Annotated in this window: 19 protein-coding genes; 5 read left to right on the top strand and 14 right to left on the bottom strand. The window is 34.7% G+C overall.

Annotation, left to right across the window (positions count from 1 at the left end):
- The first annotated feature begins 59 nt into the window (after positions 1-59).
- Together EG342_RS18410 and EG342_RS18405 are read left to right on the top strand one after the other, a co-directional pair.
- Positions 60-494: a hypothetical protein gene (locus EG342_RS18410; protein WP_103292346.1), complete on the top strand. Its 435-nt coding sequence runs from the start codon at positions 60-62 to the stop codon at positions 492-494.
- Positions 495-592: 98 nt separating this feature from the next.
- Complete coding sequence (locus EG342_RS18405) at positions 593-1,624, top strand: threonine aldolase family protein (RefSeq protein ID WP_103292347.1); 1,032 nt, start codon at positions 593-595, stop codon at positions 1,622-1,624.
- A gap of 50 nt (positions 1,625-1,674) precedes the next feature.
- Here EG342_RS18405 and EG342_RS18400 read toward each other — a convergent pair whose 3' ends face one another.
- Positions 1,675-2,175, bottom strand: coding sequence for a hypothetical protein (locus tag EG342_RS18400; RefSeq protein ID WP_103292348.1), 501 nt, complete (start codon positions 2,173-2,175; stop codon positions 1,675-1,677).
- Between the two features lie 166 nt (positions 2,176-2,341).
- Between EG342_RS18400 and EG342_RS18395 the strand changes: the two genes are divergently transcribed.
- Positions 2,342-3,310, top strand: coding sequence for a hypothetical protein (locus tag EG342_RS18395; protein WP_103292349.1), 969 nt, complete (start codon positions 2,342-2,344; stop codon positions 3,308-3,310).
- Between the two features lie 183 nt (positions 3,311-3,493).
- Here EG342_RS18395 and EG342_RS18390 read toward each other — a convergent pair whose 3' ends face one another.
- From EG342_RS18390 to EG342_RS18335, 12 genes are all read right to left on the bottom strand, one after another.
- Entirely contained in the window at positions 3,494-4,051 is a 558-nt protein-coding gene (locus EG342_RS18390; protein ID WP_103292350.1) for a DUF4256 domain-containing protein, read from the bottom strand.
- 395 nt (positions 4,052-4,446) lie between these two features.
- On the bottom strand, positions 4,447-4,848 hold the full coding sequence (locus EG342_RS18385) for a DoxX family protein (protein ID WP_103292351.1): 402 nt from the start codon (positions 4,846-4,848) through the stop codon (positions 4,447-4,449).
- A gap of 21 nt (positions 4,849-4,869) precedes the next feature.
- Positions 4,870-5,448, bottom strand: coding sequence for a YdeI/OmpD-associated family protein (locus EG342_RS18380; protein WP_103292352.1), 579 nt, complete (start codon positions 5,446-5,448; stop codon positions 4,870-4,872).
- A 228-nt stretch (positions 5,449-5,676) separates the two neighbouring features.
- Positions 5,677-6,135, bottom strand: coding sequence for an SRPBCC family protein (locus EG342_RS18375; protein WP_103292353.1), 459 nt, complete (start codon positions 6,133-6,135; stop codon positions 5,677-5,679).
- Positions 6,136-6,235: 100 nt separating this feature from the next.
- Positions 6,236-6,568, bottom strand: a complete 333-nt coding sequence (locus EG342_RS18370) for an ArsR/SmtB family transcription factor (RefSeq protein WP_103292354.1) — start codon at positions 6,566-6,568, stop codon at positions 6,236-6,238.
- Between the two features lie 142 nt (positions 6,569-6,710).
- Complete coding sequence (locus tag EG342_RS18365) at positions 6,711-7,748, bottom strand: hypothetical protein (protein WP_103292355.1); 1,038 nt, start codon at positions 7,746-7,748, stop codon at positions 6,711-6,713.
- Between the two features lie 633 nt (positions 7,749-8,381).
- A complete protein-coding gene (locus EG342_RS18360) occupies positions 8,382-8,744 on the bottom strand; it encodes a hypothetical protein (protein ID WP_103292356.1) in 363 nt (120 codons plus the stop codon).
- Positions 8,745-8,763: 19 nt separating this feature from the next.
- Complete coding sequence (locus tag EG342_RS18355; RefSeq protein WP_103292357.1) at positions 8,764-10,407, bottom strand: hypothetical protein; 1,644 nt, start codon at positions 10,405-10,407, stop codon at positions 8,764-8,766.
- 474 nt (positions 10,408-10,881) lie between these two features.
- Entirely contained in the window at positions 10,882-11,355 is a 474-nt protein-coding gene (locus EG342_RS18350) for a DUF6265 family protein (RefSeq protein ID WP_103292358.1), read from the bottom strand.
- A 65-nt stretch (positions 11,356-11,420) separates the two neighbouring features.
- On the bottom strand, positions 11,421-12,233 hold the full coding sequence (locus EG342_RS18345) for a helix-turn-helix domain-containing protein (protein WP_103292359.1): 813 nt from the start codon (positions 12,231-12,233) through the stop codon (positions 11,421-11,423).
- Between the two features lie 80 nt (positions 12,234-12,313).
- Positions 12,314-14,668, bottom strand: a complete 2,355-nt coding sequence (locus EG342_RS18340) for a hypothetical protein (protein ID WP_103292360.1) — start codon at positions 14,666-14,668, stop codon at positions 12,314-12,316.
- Positions 14,669-15,071: 403 nt separating this feature from the next.
- Positions 15,072-15,467, bottom strand: a complete 396-nt coding sequence (locus tag EG342_RS18335; RefSeq protein WP_103292361.1) for a VOC family protein — start codon at positions 15,465-15,467, stop codon at positions 15,072-15,074.
- Positions 15,468-15,565: 98 nt separating this feature from the next.
- Here EG342_RS18335 and EG342_RS18330 point away from each other — a divergent pair, with 98 nt between their 5' ends.
- Both EG342_RS18330 and EG342_RS18325 read left to right on the top strand, forming a co-directional pair.
- Positions 15,566-16,117, top strand: a complete 552-nt coding sequence (locus EG342_RS18330) for an SMI1/KNR4 family protein (RefSeq protein ID WP_103292362.1) — start codon at positions 15,566-15,568, stop codon at positions 16,115-16,117.
- 44 nt (positions 16,118-16,161) lie between these two features.
- A complete protein-coding gene (locus EG342_RS18325; protein WP_103292363.1) occupies positions 16,162-16,755 on the top strand; it encodes a hypothetical protein in 594 nt (197 codons plus the stop codon).
- A 135-nt stretch (positions 16,756-16,890) separates the two neighbouring features.
- On the opposite strand, the gene EG342_RS18320 is transcribed toward EG342_RS18325, so the two are convergent.
- Positions 16,891-18,375: a caspase family protein gene (locus EG342_RS18320; protein WP_103292364.1), complete on the bottom strand. Its 1,485-nt coding sequence runs from the start codon at positions 18,373-18,375 to the stop codon at positions 16,891-16,893.
- Between the last annotated feature and the right edge of the window lie 18 nt (positions 18,376-18,393).

Genomic DNA, 18,393 nt, shown 5'->3' with positions numbered 1-18,393 from the left:
GAATGACAATGTTTGTGGGTATTATCCTATTTTGTGATGCTAACGTAAAAATTTTAAAGATGAAAAATACATTATTAATATTCCTGCTTTTTACTGTATTTGGTACCGCATTGCGAGGGCAGTCAAGACAATTTGTTTTCTCTTTTAATCCTAAAAAATTGATACAGGACAATAAATTGGACATGAGCCATAAAGAAGAGGTTATCTTTAATTTATATGATATAGAAGGGAAGGAGACAAAATACATCATGCTTGATAAAACAAGTGATGCATTACGGAAAGCAAAAATATTCACCTTCAAAGGGAAATCTGAAGATGGTACCAAATTGATGACATTAACGATTGCTTCCGGGAAATTGACAGGATCTTATCTGGAAAACGGAAAAGCATATTTTATTGAGCCGTTAAAAGAAAACTGCAAGAAGAAATATAAAATTTACTCAAAGCCTGATGGAGAGTATAAGGTAGGGCAGCCCATTGATTTTGTAAAATAAATATATCATTGTCATCAATGCTTTCGTATCCTTATTTTTCTGATATTTTAACTCTTTTTCATAGGGATAATATTCTTCTATTTTTTTAAATTTACTCTATGAAATTTTCATTTAAAAACGATTACTCGGAGGGATGTCACCCAAATATTCTACAAACCCTTTTACAATGTAATCTCGAGCAGCAGGCTGGCTATGGAGAAGATAAGTACTCATTACAAGCTAAAGAATTAATTAAGGAAAAAATAAAAAAAGCAGACTCAGATGTTTATTTGGTTTCTGGCGGAACACAGGCCAATCTTATCGTGATTTCTTCTGTTTTAAAACCTTACCAATGCGTGATTTCTGCATCTGTAGGGCACATTCTGAATAATGAAACAGGAGCCATTGAAGCTACAGGCCACAAAGTATTAAGCATTGAAAAAGAGGATGGGAAACTGACACCTGCCGATATTATTCCGGTATTGGAAAATCATAAAAATATCCCCCATCAGGTTATGCCTAAGCTGGTGTACATCTCCAATTCTACAGAACTTGGAACCATTTATCAGAAAAAAGAACTGGAAGAACTTTCTAATTTTTGTAAAGAAAATAAATTATATCTATTTATGGACGGTGCAAGACTGGGACACGGTCTGACCTCTGAAATAAGTGATCTTAGTCTTGAACAAGTGGCTGAACTTACAGATATTTTTTATCTGGGAGGCACCAAAAACGGAGCTTTAATAGGGGAGGCTATCGTGATCAATAATCCGTCTCTTCAGGAAGATTTTGCTTTTAACATCAAGCAGAAAGGAGCATTATTGGCAAAAGGAAGGCTGTTGGGAATTCAGTTTATGGAATTGATGAAGGACGATCTGTATTTTGATCTGGCAAAACACGCCAATCAACAGGCGATGAAAATCAAAAAAGCAATGCAGAATAAAGGAATAGAATTTCTTTCAGATACCTATACCAATCAGATTTTTCCTATTTTAAATAATAACGTTATTAACGTCTTATCTGAACATTTTGAATTTTTTGTCTGGAAAAAGGTAGATGAGAACTCTTCAGCCATCCGTCTTATCACTTCGTGGAATACAGGAGATGAAGGAGTAAATCAATTGATTGAAATTATTGACCAACTAGCATAAAATAAAAAAACAGCCTTTTCTAAGGCTGTTTTTCGTTTATCATCTGATAATTATTTCAATGCTTTGGTAACAGTTGCACAGTCTGAAGCATTCAGTTTCTGTCCGTCTTTGTAGCTTACTTTTTTATCGTCCGCATATTTAGACTGTCCGTCTTCTTCTTTGTGATCTCCGATTCCTTCCGTTAGCGTATTGCCTTTCTGAAGAAAATAAATATCTCTCTTACTCTTTTTACCCTCAGAGGCGAATTCATAGATCAGCTTTAAAGTATCTCCTGATTTGAATCCGGTTACTTCACCTTTAGAACTGTCTTTTTCACTGTTTTTATAAGATAATTTTCCGGTAATCGTTCCCAGGTTATCATCAATAGAAGCAAAAACACTGTCTTTTCCCGTTACGCCTACATAGCAAAATGATTTTGGTCCTAATGTATCTACTACAGGTTCTTCTACAGCAATGGTATCGGCTTCAATTTTCGGAGCAGGGGTTTCAGTTTTTTTGTTGCAATTGATCATCAATACTGAAATACTGCTCAGTAAAATTAATTTTTTCATATCCTTAGTTATTTAAAATCAAATTTCGAATCGCTAAAATAGCGATTGTATTTAAATTTTGAATAATATTCTAAACAAATAAGAATAATTTTATAAAGTTTAAACAAAGTGAAAGATTAGGCACGAAAAATGATTCATAGTAGTTTATTTTTAAATTCATGTTTTTATGAAAAGGATGATCGGGAGATTAGGATTGGCATTATTAGTTTTTGGATTCTGTTTTTTTAAAGGACAGACTCCTCAGAATTATATTTATACTTCCTCAGGAGACCTGCAGGAAATAGAAAAAATGATTACACGAAAAGATGTTGGCGGAGTGCAGATTGTTTATAACTGGAGAGCATTGGAAACCTCAAAAGACGTTTATGATTTTTCTGTGATTGAAAAAGATCTGCAGTACCTGACCTCTTTACATAAAAAGCTGTTTATTCAGCTCCAGGACAGGTTCTTTGAGCCTCAGGCAAGATATATTCCCGATTATGTTTTGAACGAAAAAGAATACACCGGCGGATTGGTTGCTCAATATGATAATCCGGGTGAAAATAAACCTGTAGGGAGCGGATGGGTTACCCAACAATGGAATCCGGCCGTTAGGATGAGGTATCAGAAGTTGATAGGAGAGTTGGCAAAAAAGTTTGATGGGAAAATTCAGGGTATTAATCTTCCGGAGACTTCGATAGATATCGATATGAAAAAAGATAAAACAAATTTCAGTTGTGACCGCTATTTCCAGGCAGAATTAGATAATCTGAAGTTTGCAAAAAGTGTGTTTCATCAATCCTATGTTTTACAGTATGTCAATTTCTTTCCTTGTGAATGGGAAAATGATCATCAATATATGTCCAGGCTGTTTGATTTTGCCGATAAAAACAATATTGGATTGGGAGGCCCCGATATTGTTCCCGATAAAAAAGCACAGATGAAGAATTCTTATCCGTTTTTCAATAAGTATAAAGGAAAATTGTCTCTCGTGGCTATGGCCGTTCAGGAACCGACTTTAACCTATACCAATCCAAAAACGAAGAAACCTTTTACCAAAGAGGAATTTGTGAGCTATGCGCAAGACTATCTTGGTGTCAACATTATTTTCTGGAGCGTGGAATCTCCCTGGTTGAGAGATCCCAAAATTGACTAGAAACAAAAAAAGACTGTGCTAAAAATCAGTGCAAATCTGAGAAATCTGTGGTTTAAAAAATAATGTTTAAACACTTAAGTTAATTAAGTTTCCAGCTTTGTGTATATGAAGTATACTAAAGTTTTTAAAAATCTTTGTTTTTAATTTTCTCATACACTCTCAAACGCTCCCACACTAATACTCTCAAACTCTCAAACTCCCCCTAAACCCTCTCGCTGCGTAATAAGAATCCGCACCGTTGTGGTACATAAAAACAGTATTATAACGTCTGTCACAGAAAATGGCTCCTCCAAGTTCTCTGATCTGATGAGGTGTTTGTATCCAGCTTGATGTTTTCTGATCGAATTTACCGAGTCCCTGAAGTTGACGATATTGTTCTTCCGTTAATAATTCAATGCCCATTTCGGTCACGGTATCGATGGCGTTGCTTTCCGGTTTGTTGGCTTTTCGGGCGTCCCATGCCGGGTAGTCATAGCAGAGGCTGCGACGTTTCGGACTTTCCGGGGAGCAGTCGAAAAAGATGTATTCGTCGGTTTTTTGATCATAATCTACTACGTCAGGTTCACCTTCTGTTTGTTCCATTTGATATAAAGACCATAATTTTTCAGGATGGGCATCTAGCTTAGTCTTTACTTTTTCCCATTTTATGGCTTTGTGGCGGGGCATGTTTTTTTCGAAACGGATTTCTAAGATTTTTAAAAGTGATTCGACTTGCTCGGGTGTTAATTGTTTGTTTTTCATATCAAGTTTTGTATTTATTGTTGGATTATCGCAAAGGCGCAAAATTATTGTGAAAAAGAGGTTGTAAGGCGCAAGGATTTTATCTACGATAAAATTTATGATGTTGAAATGGATTTGGTTTGTTTGGGTGTTAATTGTTTGTTTTTCATATCAAGTTTTGTTTCTGATTGTTGGATTATCGCAAAGGTGCAAGTTATAATATTTAAGACTGTTAGTAGACGAAGGGATTTTATCTCCGATAAAATTGAATGCTGTATATCATTATATGTACACGCTTGCTGAAAATCTTGGATTTTCTTGTGCCTTAAAAATAGCATTACGTTGTAATTCTTAGCGTCTTAGCGATATTCCAACAAAGTCAATATAATTATCTGCGATAAAATTTTAATTGTGTCTTAGTTGTTGTTGAGAGAGATTTTTCTGTTGGCAGGCCTGAAATACCATGAAATTATCACTAAAACAAATAATAAAACAGCAGGGAAAGTTCTTCCAGCCGTATCTCCAACGATGAGGTGGGAAATAACCGCTCCCGACATCACAAAGAAAAAGCCTGCATATGCCCATTCTTTTAACAGCAGTTGCTTTGGAATCAAAATGGCGATTACACCCAATATTTTCCATATACCTATGATGGTCATAAGATAAGAAGGGTAGCCTAAATTGGTAAAGTTAGCAAGTTCATCCTTATTTTTTATGAGCTGAACGATGGCAGTAGAAATCATGCCGAGGGCCATCCACAGGGTAAAGATCCAGTAGATGATTTTTTTGCGTTTTTCTGATGTGTTTGGTGTTTCCATTGGGGTTGTTTTTATTTGGTGTTAATCGTTGATTCCTTTTCCTTCAAGGATTTGCGGAATACATTTTTCAATTCTTGATTCACGGGTTTTGCTTTGTTTGGCAGACGAAAAGTGGAGCAGGTAAGCTCTTTGTCTTCCTGGTGTCAAAGCTTCGAAGGCTTCTTTTAATTTAGGATTTTTATCAAGTTGTTGTTGAAATTCTTCCACCATTTCAAATTCTTTGGTTTTCTTCATTTCAACTTTAGCTCCTGATTCTTCGATTTCAACAGCCTCAAACATATAATTCCTAAGAATTTTTTCCAGATCATTAATCTGTTCTACATTGGTAAATCGGATTTGTCTTGCAGCCTGCACATTTTCAGATTGTTGAATTAAAATATGGTCAGGATCTTTCATCAATGCTCCTTTAAAAAAGAGAAGTGCACAATATTCTTTAAAACCGTGAATGAGGAAAATATTTTTTCCTTCGTAGGTATAACAAGGGCATCCCCATTTTAAATCTTCTACCAGTTCGGTACTGAGCGCAATGGCTCTTAATTTTTTAAATTCTTCTTTCCATTGTGTGGCTTTATCGAAGAAAAAATCAACTTTTGGATTCATGCTTTTGAGTTTGAGGGTGGGAGTGTTTGAGAGTATTAGAGTGGGAAGATGAGAGGGTTTAAGGTTTGATGTTTAAAGTTCAAGGTTGTTATCCTTTCAGTGATGATTGATGATTGATGATTCACTTGCGAAGCAAAATTGGCTATTGACGTTTACAAGTTAAGCTTTGACATCAGTGTCTCTCATCTCTTCGTCTATTATCTATCAGTCTTTCCTCTCATAAAAGTCTTACTTAAAAAGCTCCTGCAAACGGTTATGCGCCCAATTAATTCCCTGCGCAAATGGCATTTTAAGGTGCTGATCTCTGAAATCTACTGATTTGTAGATGCTTTGAATCGTGATTTTACTGGTGGTATCCGTTAGTTTTTCAAATTCTAAAAACTCCATCTGAACAGGAAAAGGCGTGTTTTCCATCTGAAAGGTCCGGGTAATTTTCTGATCGGGAACAATCTCATGAATGGTTCCGTTGGCACTGAAAACGACTTCTCCCTGAGGATTTAAGGTTTCAAAACGGTAACCGCCATGTTGTTTGTTTTCCATCTTGACGACTTTGCTGCCCATCCATTGTTCGAACAATTCAGGTTCTGTATATGCTTTGAAAAGAAGTTCAACAGGAAGATCAAATTCTCTGGTGATAAAAATTTCCTGTTTGCCGTCTTCGGCGTGAATTTTTGTTTTTAGTTCCATGATTTTTGGTGTTTGAGGATTTGAGTATGGGAGAGTATTAGAGTATTAGAGTGGAAGGGTTTGAGTTGTATAAGAATATAAAACTATTACTCATTGCCCATTACTCATTACTTATCTTTTTCTGGTACGCTTTCATCACACTTTCCAGTTTATTGAATTTTTCGTCCCACATTTTACGGAACGGCTCTATAAAGTCGGCGATTTCTCTCATTTTATTGGGATTAAGATGGTATATAATTTCACGACCGTTTTGTTCAGACTTCAGCAATTCACATTCTGTAAGGATCTGAAGGTGTTTGGAAACGGTAGGTCTTGCAGTATCGAAATTGGAAGCAATGGCTCCGGCAGTCATCGACTGAGCTGCCACCAGCATTAAAATAGATCTTCGGGTAGGATCGGCTATGGCTTGAAATACATCTCTTCTTAAATTCATTGTGTAGTTATTTGACTACAAATATATGTGTAGTTATTTAGCTACGCAAGTTTTTTTTAAAAAAATAATCTAATACAGTCCCAGATAACTATATCTGAGACTGTTGATTATAGATTTTAAATATTAATTTTTGCTGAGAATTCTATTTCCCGTATAGTTGTGCCAAGCCTACTAGTCCGAAAAGCCTTGGAGAGGTTGAATAAGATCCCGTAGATTCATCTTCTCTGTTAATACCAAGTTGAAATGTATAGGTACCTGGTGTAAGTCCTGATACAACAATAGCTACAGGAGCAGAAAATCTGGTGGTTCCAGCTCCGGAAATAAATGACCAAGAGGACATCATGATGCTATTTGTCTGGGTTGTAATATTATTATTAATTTGTTTTAGGCCATAACGTAAAGAACCTCCTGCAGTTTGTTGCGGAGAAACATCTCCCCAAAGATCCCATCTCAATACTGCTTGATAGGTGTTGTAGCCTGATGGAACAACAAGAGTTAATGTAGAATTTGGAATAAATTGATAATTATTTATACCCATATTGTTTAAATTTTGAGTAGAGTTAAGATTAGCAACATCAGTAGCTAAAAGTTTATAATAATTATCTGTTGTGGAAATATTATTTGTGGTAAGAGATAAGTCCCAAGTATTTCCACCACTTGTATTGGTATTGTTTACAATTTCTACTATAGAATTGGTAGGTATGTCAACGGTGTTGGAACTGGAGGTGTTATTTAATCTTATTTTATCTGTACCATTCGCTTTTATTGTAAGCGTACTGGAAGAGATATTTTTGATTTTATAAATCCTGCCTGCAAAACTGGATGACCCAATAGCCACTGCAGGAAGACTAACAATGGCTGATGTATTTCCTGTGTAGACAATGTAAAAATCAGTGTCTGTGAGAGTTGTGCTGGACGTAATTTCTTTATAAGCTGCTTGTAGCGATCCATTAATGGTAAGGCTACTATTGGGTGTGATTGTTTTAATCCCTACTTGACCTATAGAAGTCACTACAAAATCATTTGCTTGTTGTGCAGGTGAAAGTATATCTCCTGCTAAAGGGTTATCTTTACCACCATCAATATGGAGTATGGCCTTTGGGTTTGATGTATTAATTCCGATTTGTGAAAATAACAATGACGGAACTACCAGAAATAATAAGAAAGATTTATTTTTCATAGCTTGATTTTTTTTTACAAATATTATAAAAAAAAGTTTTTTTTACTATAAAAGATGCTGTTACTTGGATACTACATTTGCGTTGTATATGTATTGTATATAATAAGTATTCATTTTCTATTTATCATATTTCTGGTATTGAAATATTTTAATGTAATCTATTGAATTTTTTTAGAAAATCTATGTATGTATGTTCAAATAAGAACGACTTTTTAAAATCAAGATTGCAAAGAAGGTCCTGGTGAACATTAGCAGAAACCATATTATTTGAAAAAAGAGATGAGTTATGGAGAAATCTAAATTGTTTTTTTTCTCGCAGAATTTGGAGATTACGCAGATAGGTGAGTGTTTAGGATCTGCGATATCTGCTTTATTTGCGAGGTTATCTTTCTTTTTTAAACGCAAGGGTTTTGATGAGTACGCTTATTTTTAGGGAGCTAAGAGAGGCAAGTTCACTTGCCTGATGAAGGTTTGAGGATGATATGTTTCGGCGGCCGGAGGCCGCCGAAACATATCCCAAAACAAAAAACTAATCTCAGATTCTAAAAAAACAGGAATGAGAGATACAATTTTTTTAAACAAATAAGCCTTGACCAAAATCGGTCAAGGCTTATTCTATAAAGTAAAATCTAATTATTGTTTTTGAAAACTGTAACTTCCTTTTAAATTATTCTTTGTCCACATTCCATTGCTTGCGGAACTCTGCAAATAGCCGGAAAAGGTGTAGTTGGTTTTAGTATTCATATCAAATTTTCCGTCAAAATTAACATAGCCATTAATGGCTTCTGTTGTATTGGTTTGATTGAAATGAATTTCGCCAACCATTGTCCCTTCTTTTTGCACGACAAAGGTAAGGGTGCCGCTTTCATCTCCTGAAAAGCTTCCGGTCCAGTTGCCCTGAAATGCAGAATTGACTTGCCTTGCGCTTTCTTCATCAGACACACATGAGCCGAATGAGAATAAAACAATGAATAATAAAATGAGATTGGTTTTCATATAATAATGTGCTTAATTTCTATTTTGCATTTAACTTAACACCGTGCCAGGCTCCGTTTTTCTTAGCAATTCCATACATACTTACTGCAACGGCTGTTGGCTGAAGGAAATCAAACTTATAGCTTGTAACAGCTACACCTGTTCCCGTACCTCCACCAAAAGTATACGTAAACTGAGGAGTTGCAACACCCCAATTGAAGATTCTCTCAATAACATCCTGATTATCTTCAATCTGGCTGAAGTCATAATACTGGATATAAGTTTGTTCATAAGAATCAACAACGAAAGCCACTCTGTTAAGCTTTTTGTTTTGCCCTTCCATGAATTTATTTGCTTGCTTCCATGCATTTTCCCAAAATAACTTATTCAACTGCTCTTCAGTAAGCCCGGAAAGATTCGTGGTAAACTGAATAACAGCATCAACGGTTGCATTCTTGGAGAAAGGGAAAGTAGGCATAGTAGCAGGTCCAACATTTACATAATCGGTATTATTGGCTGCTTTATACATTTTGCCATCTACCCAATATACTTCTCTTGGAGTATTATTGGAAGCATAGGTAAGTGAATGTGAAAACTTCCATGAAATTGAATTAATACCAATTCCTAATTTCTCAGCATTCTCTTTTCTCCATAAACCTGTCCATCCTTTATATTGGTGTTTTACTTTACATCCTACAGCATACACAAGATACAGGTTTTGTGAATAGAACTTCACTTTTACCCTTCTTTTGCTTTCATACTTATCATAAGTAGTCCATGTTTTTCCGAAAACGTTTCCTAACCATGGTTTTCTTACTTCTCCGATCGGTAAATTTTGAACGATGGTAGCAATCGAAGGCTCCTGAGGTTGTGGTGTAGTAGTAGGAGGGTTTCTGAAACCACCATTACCACCTGTTCTTGGGCCAGTATTGCCATCACCACCTCTAAATCCGCCATCGCCGCCATCTCTAAATCCTCCATTTGCACCGCTTCTTCTGTCAACCGGAGAGGAGAAATAACTGATCGTGTTATCGGTATTCGGTAAAGTAACCAATTCACCACTTGGCATATCTGTAATGAATTGTTCTCTTACAGAAGCCTCCGTAGGAATCAAAAGATCCGGAGAGATCCTTCTTACTTCAAGATAATTTTGTAGTCTGGAATAATTCTGTTCTGTTGTAACAAACATTCCGGCATCCGTATATTTATAGATTTTGTCTGCAATTTGTATTTCTGCGCTGCCGTTCAGCATGGACGCATATACTTCATCACCTACAACTTCCTCTAAATCATCAAGATCATCATAGATATCTTCATCGGAAACAGGTGATACAGATTCGCCTCTCATCAACATAGATGAAGTTTTTTGCAGGGATCCGATTTTTCTGGATTTTAATTCCGAGATAACTTCGTTTTCATTTTTGTTAGTGATAACAGGAACTAAGGATTCAATTCCTTTTTCCTCGATAAAATGCTGAACTGTTTCAGGATCTTTCTTTTTAAGATCTGCGTAAGTGGCATTTAAAGATTCTTTGTTTGGAAAATAAAGTCGTCCGTTTTTTACAGTTGCCTGTTCAATGACATTGGCTTTATCAGCGGATGCTTCTGTAAGTTCTTCACGGCAAGAAAAGGTAACGGTTAATAAGCTAAAAACGGCTATTTTTAGTAATTTTGAGTTTTTCATTTGTTCAAAATAATTTTTATCTCATTTGTATCTCAAACACAAATAAAGATAGAATATTGAATTGTATTATTAGTATTATAGTGTGTGCAGCCTGTGTTTTTTTTGCAGATAATTACCAGACCCGAAATTACCTGCTTTCGTTTCTAAGAGTTTCATGGTTTTTTGCCTATCTAAGACCGAAATACATACGTCAATTTCGTTGCTCTTAAATAAGGAGTTATTATTTTTTTACTTTACAAAAATGCCTGTCCAAAAATATATGGAGTAGTTTAGTAAAAATGGTAATGTTTTTGTGTTTTTTCAATTGTGTCGATTATTTGTTTTTGTCCCTGAATTCCATAAAAAAACAGGAATCCAATCATATTTTTCTTTTATTAACACACTAAATAGTGTCATATATTATGATTGCAAATCTATAAAAATAATTTTTTAAAAGGATGATAACTCAAGAAAAAAAACTATGATATTTACACACTATTTTATCTTTTTCATAGGAAATGCCTGTTTAGCTATTTTTCCGTTCATCTTTCCGGAAATTTCAGCAAATAAAGAGTCTTTAGCAATCTTTTTATAGGTAATGATCTGAGGAAAATCGTTCTGCTGATTTTCAAATACAAGGGCAGTTGAGTTTGATCCGGCTGTAGATACAAAATCGACTGGCTGCTCGTGATGCTGGCCGGTGACAGATACAATATAATGCAGTTTTTTATCTTTTTCTACCAATTGTACCCGTTCAAACATAATGGTATCTTTTTTATTCAGATAATAGCTTTTTGCCTGAAATTCAGAATTGCTTTTTTTGATCCATGTTTCATAAAGCTTTCCTTTCGGAGTTCTGGTTTCCCAGGTTCCCAGAAGCCATTCTAGTTTTTTGATTTCACTCTGCTGTTGAGCCCAGCTGCCAAGGATGCTTATACCCAAAAGAGCAGCAATTAGTTTTGTTTTCATTATTGTTTATTTTATCAAAACAAAATTCCCGATAAATCAAGGTCGAAAATTGTAAAAATGCGACATCAGGGATTTATTCTGTAAAATAAGGAAGACATTTGCAGGTGGTCACCATAAAACTCTCTGGGAGTGAGGCCGGTAAATTCTTTAAAATCTTTGATAAAATGAGCCTGATCATAATATTCTGATTCATGAGCAAGAGCTGTAAGCGTAGTGTATTCTTTGTTCAGAAGAAGTTTAAGAACTTTTTGAAGTCTGATGATTTTAGAAAGTTGTTTAGGACTAAGTCCGATGGATGAAGCGAATTTTCGTTCCAATTTCCTTTTGCTCATTTTAGTTTGTTCGGAAATTTGATTTACAGGAATTTGTCCGTTCATCGTTAAAAGAAGATCTATTGTAGATTGTAAAATTCTGTCAACCGCTTCTGCATTAATCCTTTCCAATAAAAATGCTTCTACAACATTTATTTTTTCCTGAATATTTTGAGCCAGAAGAACCTTTTGTTCAAGTTCAACTCCGTCAGTTCCAAATAATTTTTCCAAAGAAACTGCTTTATCATCCATTTCTTTAATGGGTAATGTAGCAAACGGCATGAAGCCATCATGGTGAAAGCGCACGGAAAAAATACCGGTAATTCCGGTGGGTTCTATTTGCAAAGGCTGGGTCAATTGTCCAAAAACACAACTTCTTGGCTGTATGACAGCTTTTCCGTCAATGTACTGGTTGTAAAGATCTCCATAATGAAAAATCATTTCCATGCAGCCATCCGGAACAATGGTTTGTGCCTGAGGATTATCTTGCTTCGGACTATCCAGAGTCCAATAGCATTTTATAAAAGGAGCCAGATCTGCATGAGGCTGAAAGATTTGATAATCCATATTAATACTGTTCTTACTTTATAAAACTATTAAATAAAAATGGAATCATAGAGAATATAACCTGCTGGCTGATAATTATTTTACATCCAGCCTTTGGATTGCGAAGTCACATTAATGACCTTATTATTAAACTTAATCTGTACTGGATTTTTCATATTATAATGAAGATGAGTTACAACAGGTTCTCTTGGCGTGACAATAACTGTATTGGCAGTTCTTTGTACTTTACAATTAAAACCAATGATACTGCCGTCTTCCTTTTCTATAACATAGGCATTATTTAATAAAATTTCATTCAGACATTTAAAAATTTCATGAACATCATTATCACATTTACCGCCATCATATCCCCAATAGCCTGTGACAAGAGTATTGGGTTTTGCTCTGTACCAATCACCGATCATCGGAAGGTATCGTTCTCCTATAATTTTCTTTTCATATATTCCTTTGGAATTATCTTTCGGATCTTTAGTAAAGTACTGTGAAACAATATAAGGATCTGTTATAAACGCCCAGTTTAATGTATCTGTTTTAGGATCTAAAAGTTGTATGCATGTGCCTATAGCATTCATCATTTGTTCCAGATACATGTATTTTCCTGTTAATTCGTACAGGTTTTTTAACCCATAAATTTGCCATGCAGACCAGCCGTGCGGAGAATTCATCATATTGGGACCGGATAATATGTCATACTGAGCCTCCCAGAACCTTAAGGAAGCTCCATTCATACGGGAGTCCGGGACTAATAACTGGGAAAGACATTGATGAAGCTCCACTAATTTTTCGGCAGCAGCAATATATTTTGCCCTTTCCGGAGAGCTTTCAGGAAGAAGTAAGGCAAACTGTGAAATCTGAGTATAGGAACATGAAATCATCCCGTCCTCAAAAGTCATTTCACCTTCCGTTTGAATATTATCTAAATTTTTGCTAAGATCGTCAATGGCCTTTTTTACAGAATGGAAGTGTTTTTTGTATTGATAGGCCCAGAATTCGGAAGCAGCAGCCATAGTTTTTTCCTGTTCCATCACTTCCATAATGGCTTTTGCAATATAAATTACAGAAGTATAATGGGTGTGACCATTACGATAGGCGCCGTCCGGAGATTGTTTGGATAAGATATAGTCTGCCAGATCTGATGCCCGTTTGAGATCACGAATATCTTTAGACGCTTTGTACTTTTGTGCAAAAAGTGCAGCCATCATCGCATGATTCTGAATCCTTTCCATAAAATGAACCGGTATATTGGTAATAGAATCATACATTAAGGGATAAATTTCATTGAATTTTTCATCAATTTTTTGATCCTCTGCCGCTTCAGGGAACTTTTCTTTTGCAATATATCCCGAAAAAAGTCCATACCAGCCTTCAGTATGAGAAGAAGCTATTTGCGCATATTTAATGGCTGCCCGCCGTGCTGATTTTATATAATCCGAGTAATTTTGAGAAATACACGTGAATTTTGCTTCCGAAATCTTTTTTGTCCTTGGATCAGTTACATGCAGCGTATAAATCCCTTCTTTTGAAGGTGAAAAGTTAATTTCATAATACCCATTTTGTTTCTGAAGTGAAAGAGGTATAGATTTATTTTCTCCCAGAATCATTTGTATAGAAGGAGGAGAGGTTGAAAATATCGTTATTTTACTCTTTTCGCCGTCATGCAAGGTGTAGAGATTTGCCTTGACCATTGGTGCTTGTGTATTTTTTTGCACGATACCAGGCACGGATTCAAGATGGGGAGATTCCTGTAAATAAAATCTCCATTTTTTAGTTTCTCCCGGTAATAAAGAAGAATTGGTAGGATGCCTTTTCGGTAAGGGGCCGGGATGCAGAAGGTTTAACGAAACTGTTCGTATAAGATGACCGTGATCAAAAATATTCTTACTGTTATTGTAATGTAAAGTATAGGAAGCTATAGGGTCAGGAGAGGCAACTGTTACTATTCTTCCGTTTGGTGTCATCAAATATCCCCAAAAATGTGTTTTTTCGGCTCTCATTAACGTTGGAAAAAACTGATCTCTCCAATCCGGATATTTTTTGAGTTCCGTATTGATTCCTAGTACTAAAGATAGGTTAACATTATGTAGCGAGACAGGAGAAGTGGAGATTGCTGTAATTTCAATGCCCAACCTGTTGGATGTTGTGATATATTGTAAACTGAATTTTACGTCTTTTGCTTGTCCGGTGAAAAGATTGTCTTTGGTGGCTGATAATTTTATTTTCTCTTTATTTAGCCATATTGAAGGCCCCGACAAGCTATCTGTGCGGAATTGAATAGCCGGAGAGGTTTTTTGCAGCGTATTTATTGAAAGATTTTCTGCAGTGCCGTCTCTATTAACTTTCAACGCTATTGTTTGTTGATCATTTATTATGGAATCCTGAGCTCTTATTAATCCCAGGCTGAAAAGTAGCAGAACAAATACAATTTTGGCTTTCATATATTCATAATTTGTGTAGTATCAAATCTATTAAAAAGAATAATATGAAATATTTGTTATTTTTTTTAATTTTTTGTCTTTAATCTATGAATAAGCGTTTTTTATTTAAATTATTTTTGATTTAAGTATTAAAATATAAAAGATATTCAACATAGAATATCCTTTATATCAAAATTTTAAGATTATAATTTTTCAATATTTTTTTAGAATGATAAAGGAATGGTTTAGAAAACCTCAGAAAGGCTCACTTTTTTAAGAAACTCATAAAGCTCCAAATAAGCCATACTTTTTAATCCAGTACCTATGCTATCTGCCTAGAAACTGAAGGGGAATATGAGGCTAAATTACATTGTATATAATATTGATAATCAATTAGTAATAAGCATTATTTGATTGAGGATTATTACATATAAAATACATTAAATTTATGCCCATCGGGATCCGCAAAGACAAATCCGTAATAGTTGTCTCCAAAACTTTCAGGCTCTGAAACAATCTGGCCGCCGGCATTTTTTACTTCATCGGCCCATTGATCTACCTGGTCTCTGGTTTCAGCGGAAAGAGTGAATATAATTTCATTGGAATCCTGTGAATTGTTGAATGTCAGCATTTTTAGATTATTTTCAATGACGCTTTTCAGGAAAAAGTGGATGATGAATTCATTTCCAGCTACAAAAAAGCTTACTAATTCGTTAGAAGTATGGGGGCCGTTGGGTTTAAATCCCAGTTCTTCATAGAATTTTTGTGTTCGCTCAAGGTTGGCTACGGCCAGGTTGGCCCAAATCATTTTTGGTTTCATACTATTTTATTTTTGGTTAGGATAAAATTACATCGTTTCATCATATTTAAGATTGTCTTGTGGCAAGATTTTGTATTTTTAAAGAACAGATGAAGACCATGGAAAATATACTGCAAAAATTAGATATAAACCTCAGAAACCTTAGGCCTGAATTCTATAATAGGTTAAAAAATTCGTTGAATGACGAGAAAATTAAAAAATTAGAATCCCGGTATCATATTCAGATTCCAATTGATTTAAAAGCTTTTTACCAATGGAAAAACGGGCAGGAGAGTAGCTGTTATGATGCTTTTGTCAACAATTCTATGTTTATTCCCCTTGATGAAGCTCTCGATACAGCGCAGGAATTAACTTCCATGATCGGGACGGATTTTGAAATCGAAAACTGGTGGAATAAAAGCTGGATTCCGATCTTCCATAATGGAGGCGGAGATTATATTTGCTATGATCTTGAAGGAACTTTTACAGGAGATGCTGGGCAAATCCTTGAATTCTGGAACAAAGATGACGATAGGAATATTATTGCCGGAAGTCTTGAGAGTTTTTTAAACCAACTCAACGATTATTACAAAAACAAAGCTAATAATGAGTGGGATGATTTTTTTACATTGGAAGATAAAGAAGGCTTTCCTAAAAGGTTTACAGTTTAGAAATTTAACATAATATAATTTGATTTTTTAAAGAAATAACCAGAATGAACGAAAAAATTATACAGAGAATCAATACGCTAGGCGGAAATACAGACGCTGTGAGTCGGGATAAAAATTTTTTTGAAAACTGGCGTAGTATCAGTTTTAATCATCATCTGTATGACAAAGATTGGGATGTGTACGGGATAGACAAATTTCATGATTCACACAAAGAGCTTTATCAGAATGATAGAGAAAAATTCTTTGAGAATTTGATTGAGCATTATTTTTCAAACCATGAACAGCCGTATGGGCAGTATTTTGTCAAGGATTGGCTATTTACGCCGTTTAAAGAAAATACGGAGGATTATGGAGAGCTTGACGGGTTTGTGGAAGAAAATGAATTGAAAGAAATTATTGACGGCTCCAAAATGGAATTGCTCTGCATATTTTATTTTTACGGATATCCGGATCATTTTTTTGTTTGTACAACAGATCCTGATCAATCGAATCCGAAAGTCTACAGTACGGACCACGAAGTTTATTTTGAAGAAATCGAAAATAAAGGAAACATGGAAACGTTTCTGGATCGGTTTATGACCAAAGAAGAGTTCCGAGAAGTCGTTACAGAATATCTGGGAGGAAAATTAGTTGAATAACGGATTCTCAGAGGATTATCGCTCTACTTCGGGTATAAATAAAATATCCTATAATTTATATTATGTTAAATGATAATTGAATCACGAATAAACTAAACCTTTTATCAGAATCCAAAATTCCCCCCGCTAATTGATCTATTCATTTAGCATTTTCTGCACGCCTTGGTGTCCAAGTTTTTGATAAGCATTTTGGCAGGATAAAACTAAATTTTGAGGTGAATTTTTATGATGCATTAAGATTTTAAAAGTTTGTCCTGTCAAAATAATCTCACCTGAAAATCCATTCACTTTTATTCTACAACTATTTGTATTGGTTCTTTCATAGTCAACACTTATTGTATCTTCATTATCAATTTCTTCAATTTTGTCTATTATACTTTCAATATCTAATTTTTTATTTAACCATAATTCTAACTCATCAAAAGAATCTTTAAAAATTTGATTAAATTCTGGATTATTTAAAATAGCTCCGTTTTTAAAATTTTCAATACTTTTCGTCAAAACATAGGTGTCTGCTTTTTTTTTGGATTGATTTATTGTTACGATATAGTCAAAATCTACTGTTGATAATTGACCTGAACCACCGTCAATAATTGGCTCATAAATATCTTTTCTTTTGTATTTTAGCTTTTGCCTCAATTCATTTGAGATTTGATTGAGCTCTTCTTCGATTAGTTCCTTAGAAATTGATTTTATCCAATTATCGTGGTGACTACTAATTTCTTTTGGTAGTTTATGTGAAGATTTAAAACCTGGTAGATTTCTTACCCACCCATCTTCACTTGTCAATATTGTAGCTGTTTCAAATCTAATTCCTTCAGTGCTCTTCTTTATTTCTCTTTCTTCAAAAATCTTCGATAAATCAGCTACAATAAATTTATCTGTAGTTTCTTTACCGAATTTAACTGGTGTTTGATTTTTCTTATCAGCAGTAATCATTTTTACCCTCTGAAAAGTATTTTCTCCTAAGTATTTTTGCAATTTGTCACTAAATAGAATTGCACCATCATAAATACCCTTAGCATTTCCACTTAATGCTTCAAGTAGATAATAAGACCAGACTCCGTGTTGCCTTTCAGTGTCTGCTTGTGATTTTTCATCACTTTTACAAGAGGCAAAAACAGTTAGATGTTCTGCATTGTTATATTCATATTTTAATTCGTCTGTTGAAAACCCACTGACTGGACTTCTTTCAATTTCGCTAAATTCTATTCCACTATGACAACAATCAAGAAACGCAATTACCTTATTTGACTTACTTTTATCTAAAGCCGCAATAATCGAATTAATTTCAATTGTTGTTGTTTCTAATGAACTTAAAGAAGTATCTACACAAGAAATTAAATTTTTGCCATTATAGTAGAAGCCGTGCCCCGCATAATAAAATATAATTATGTCAGAAGATGTAGCATTCTTTGATATATCTTTAATCCTTTCTTCAATTGTTGTTTTAGTTGCTATATTATCTGGCAGATATTGAAGTTTAGATTTATCGCTACCCAGATTGCCTAAATTTTCGATAAATGCTATTGCATCATTACTCGCAAATTTTACTTTGCGTAGATTTTTACTGTCATGGTAATTTTCGACCGAAATCACTAGCCCTATATAATTTTTCATTTTAAAAATTGGATTATA

Source organism: Chryseobacterium lactis (assembly GCF_003815875.1).
GTDB classification, from domain to species: Bacteria; Bacteroidota; Bacteroidia; order Flavobacteriales; family Weeksellaceae; genus Chryseobacterium; species Chryseobacterium lactis.
Note: the sequence above shows the minus strand (reverse complement) of the source record. Positions and strands in the feature narration are given on the sequence as shown.

Excerpts from the sequence above, each read along its gene's own strand:
- EG342_RS18410 (WP_103292346.1), top strand. The coding sequence starts at position 60 with ATGAAAAATACATTATTAATATTCCTGCTTTTTACTGTATTTGGTACC.
- EG342_RS18405 (WP_103292347.1), top strand. The coding sequence starts at position 593 with ATGAAATTTTCATTTAAAAACGATTACTCGGAGGGATGTCACCCAAAT.
- EG342_RS18400 (WP_103292348.1), bottom strand. The coding sequence starts at position 2,175 with ATGAAAAAATTAATTTTACTGAGCAGTATTTCAGTATTGATGATCAAT.
- EG342_RS18395 (WP_103292349.1), top strand. The coding sequence starts at position 2,342 with ATGAAAAGGATGATCGGGAGATTAGGATTGGCATTATTAGTTTTTGGA.
- EG342_RS18390 (WP_103292350.1), bottom strand. The coding sequence starts at position 4,051 with ATGAAAAACAAACAATTAACACCCGAGCAAGTCGAATCACTTTTAAAA.
- EG342_RS18385 (WP_103292351.1), bottom strand. The coding sequence starts at position 4,848 with ATGGAAACACCAAACACATCAGAAAAACGCAAAAAAATCATCTACTGG.
- EG342_RS18380 (WP_103292352.1), bottom strand. The coding sequence starts at position 5,448 with ATGAATCCAAAAGTTGATTTTTTCTTCGATAAAGCCACACAATGGAAA.
- EG342_RS18375 (WP_103292353.1), bottom strand. The coding sequence starts at position 6,135 with ATGGAACTAAAAACAAAAATTCACGCCGAAGACGGCAAACAGGAAATT.
- EG342_RS18370 (WP_103292354.1), bottom strand. The coding sequence starts at position 6,568 with ATGAATTTAAGAAGAGATGTATTTCAAGCCATAGCCGATCCTACCCGA.
- EG342_RS18365 (WP_103292355.1), bottom strand. The coding sequence starts at position 7,748 with ATGAAAAATAAATCTTTCTTATTATTTCTGGTAGTTCCGTCATTGTTA.
- EG342_RS18360 (WP_103292356.1), bottom strand. The coding sequence starts at position 8,744 with ATGAAAACCAATCTCATTTTATTATTCATTGTTTTATTCTCATTCGGC.
- EG342_RS18355 (WP_103292357.1), bottom strand. The coding sequence starts at position 10,407 with ATGAAAAACTCAAAATTACTAAAAATAGCCGTTTTTAGCTTATTAACC.
- EG342_RS18350 (WP_103292358.1), bottom strand. The coding sequence starts at position 11,355 with ATGAAAACAAAACTAATTGCTGCTCTTTTGGGTATAAGCATCCTTGGC.
- EG342_RS18345 (WP_103292359.1), bottom strand. The coding sequence starts at position 12,233 with ATGGATTATCAAATCTTTCAGCCTCATGCAGATCTGGCTCCTTTTATA.
- EG342_RS18340 (WP_103292360.1), bottom strand. The coding sequence starts at position 14,668 with ATGAAAGCCAAAATTGTATTTGTTCTGCTACTTTTCAGCCTGGGATTA.
- EG342_RS18335 (WP_103292361.1), bottom strand. The coding sequence starts at position 15,467 with ATGAAACCAAAAATGATTTGGGCCAACCTGGCCGTAGCCAACCTTGAG.
- EG342_RS18330 (WP_103292362.1), top strand. The coding sequence starts at position 15,566 with ATGGAAAATATACTGCAAAAATTAGATATAAACCTCAGAAACCTTAGG.
- EG342_RS18325 (WP_103292363.1), top strand. The coding sequence starts at position 16,162 with ATGAACGAAAAAATTATACAGAGAATCAATACGCTAGGCGGAAATACA.
- EG342_RS18320 (WP_103292364.1), bottom strand. The coding sequence starts at position 18,375 with ATGAAAAATTATATAGGGCTAGTGATTTCGGTCGAAAATTACCATGAC.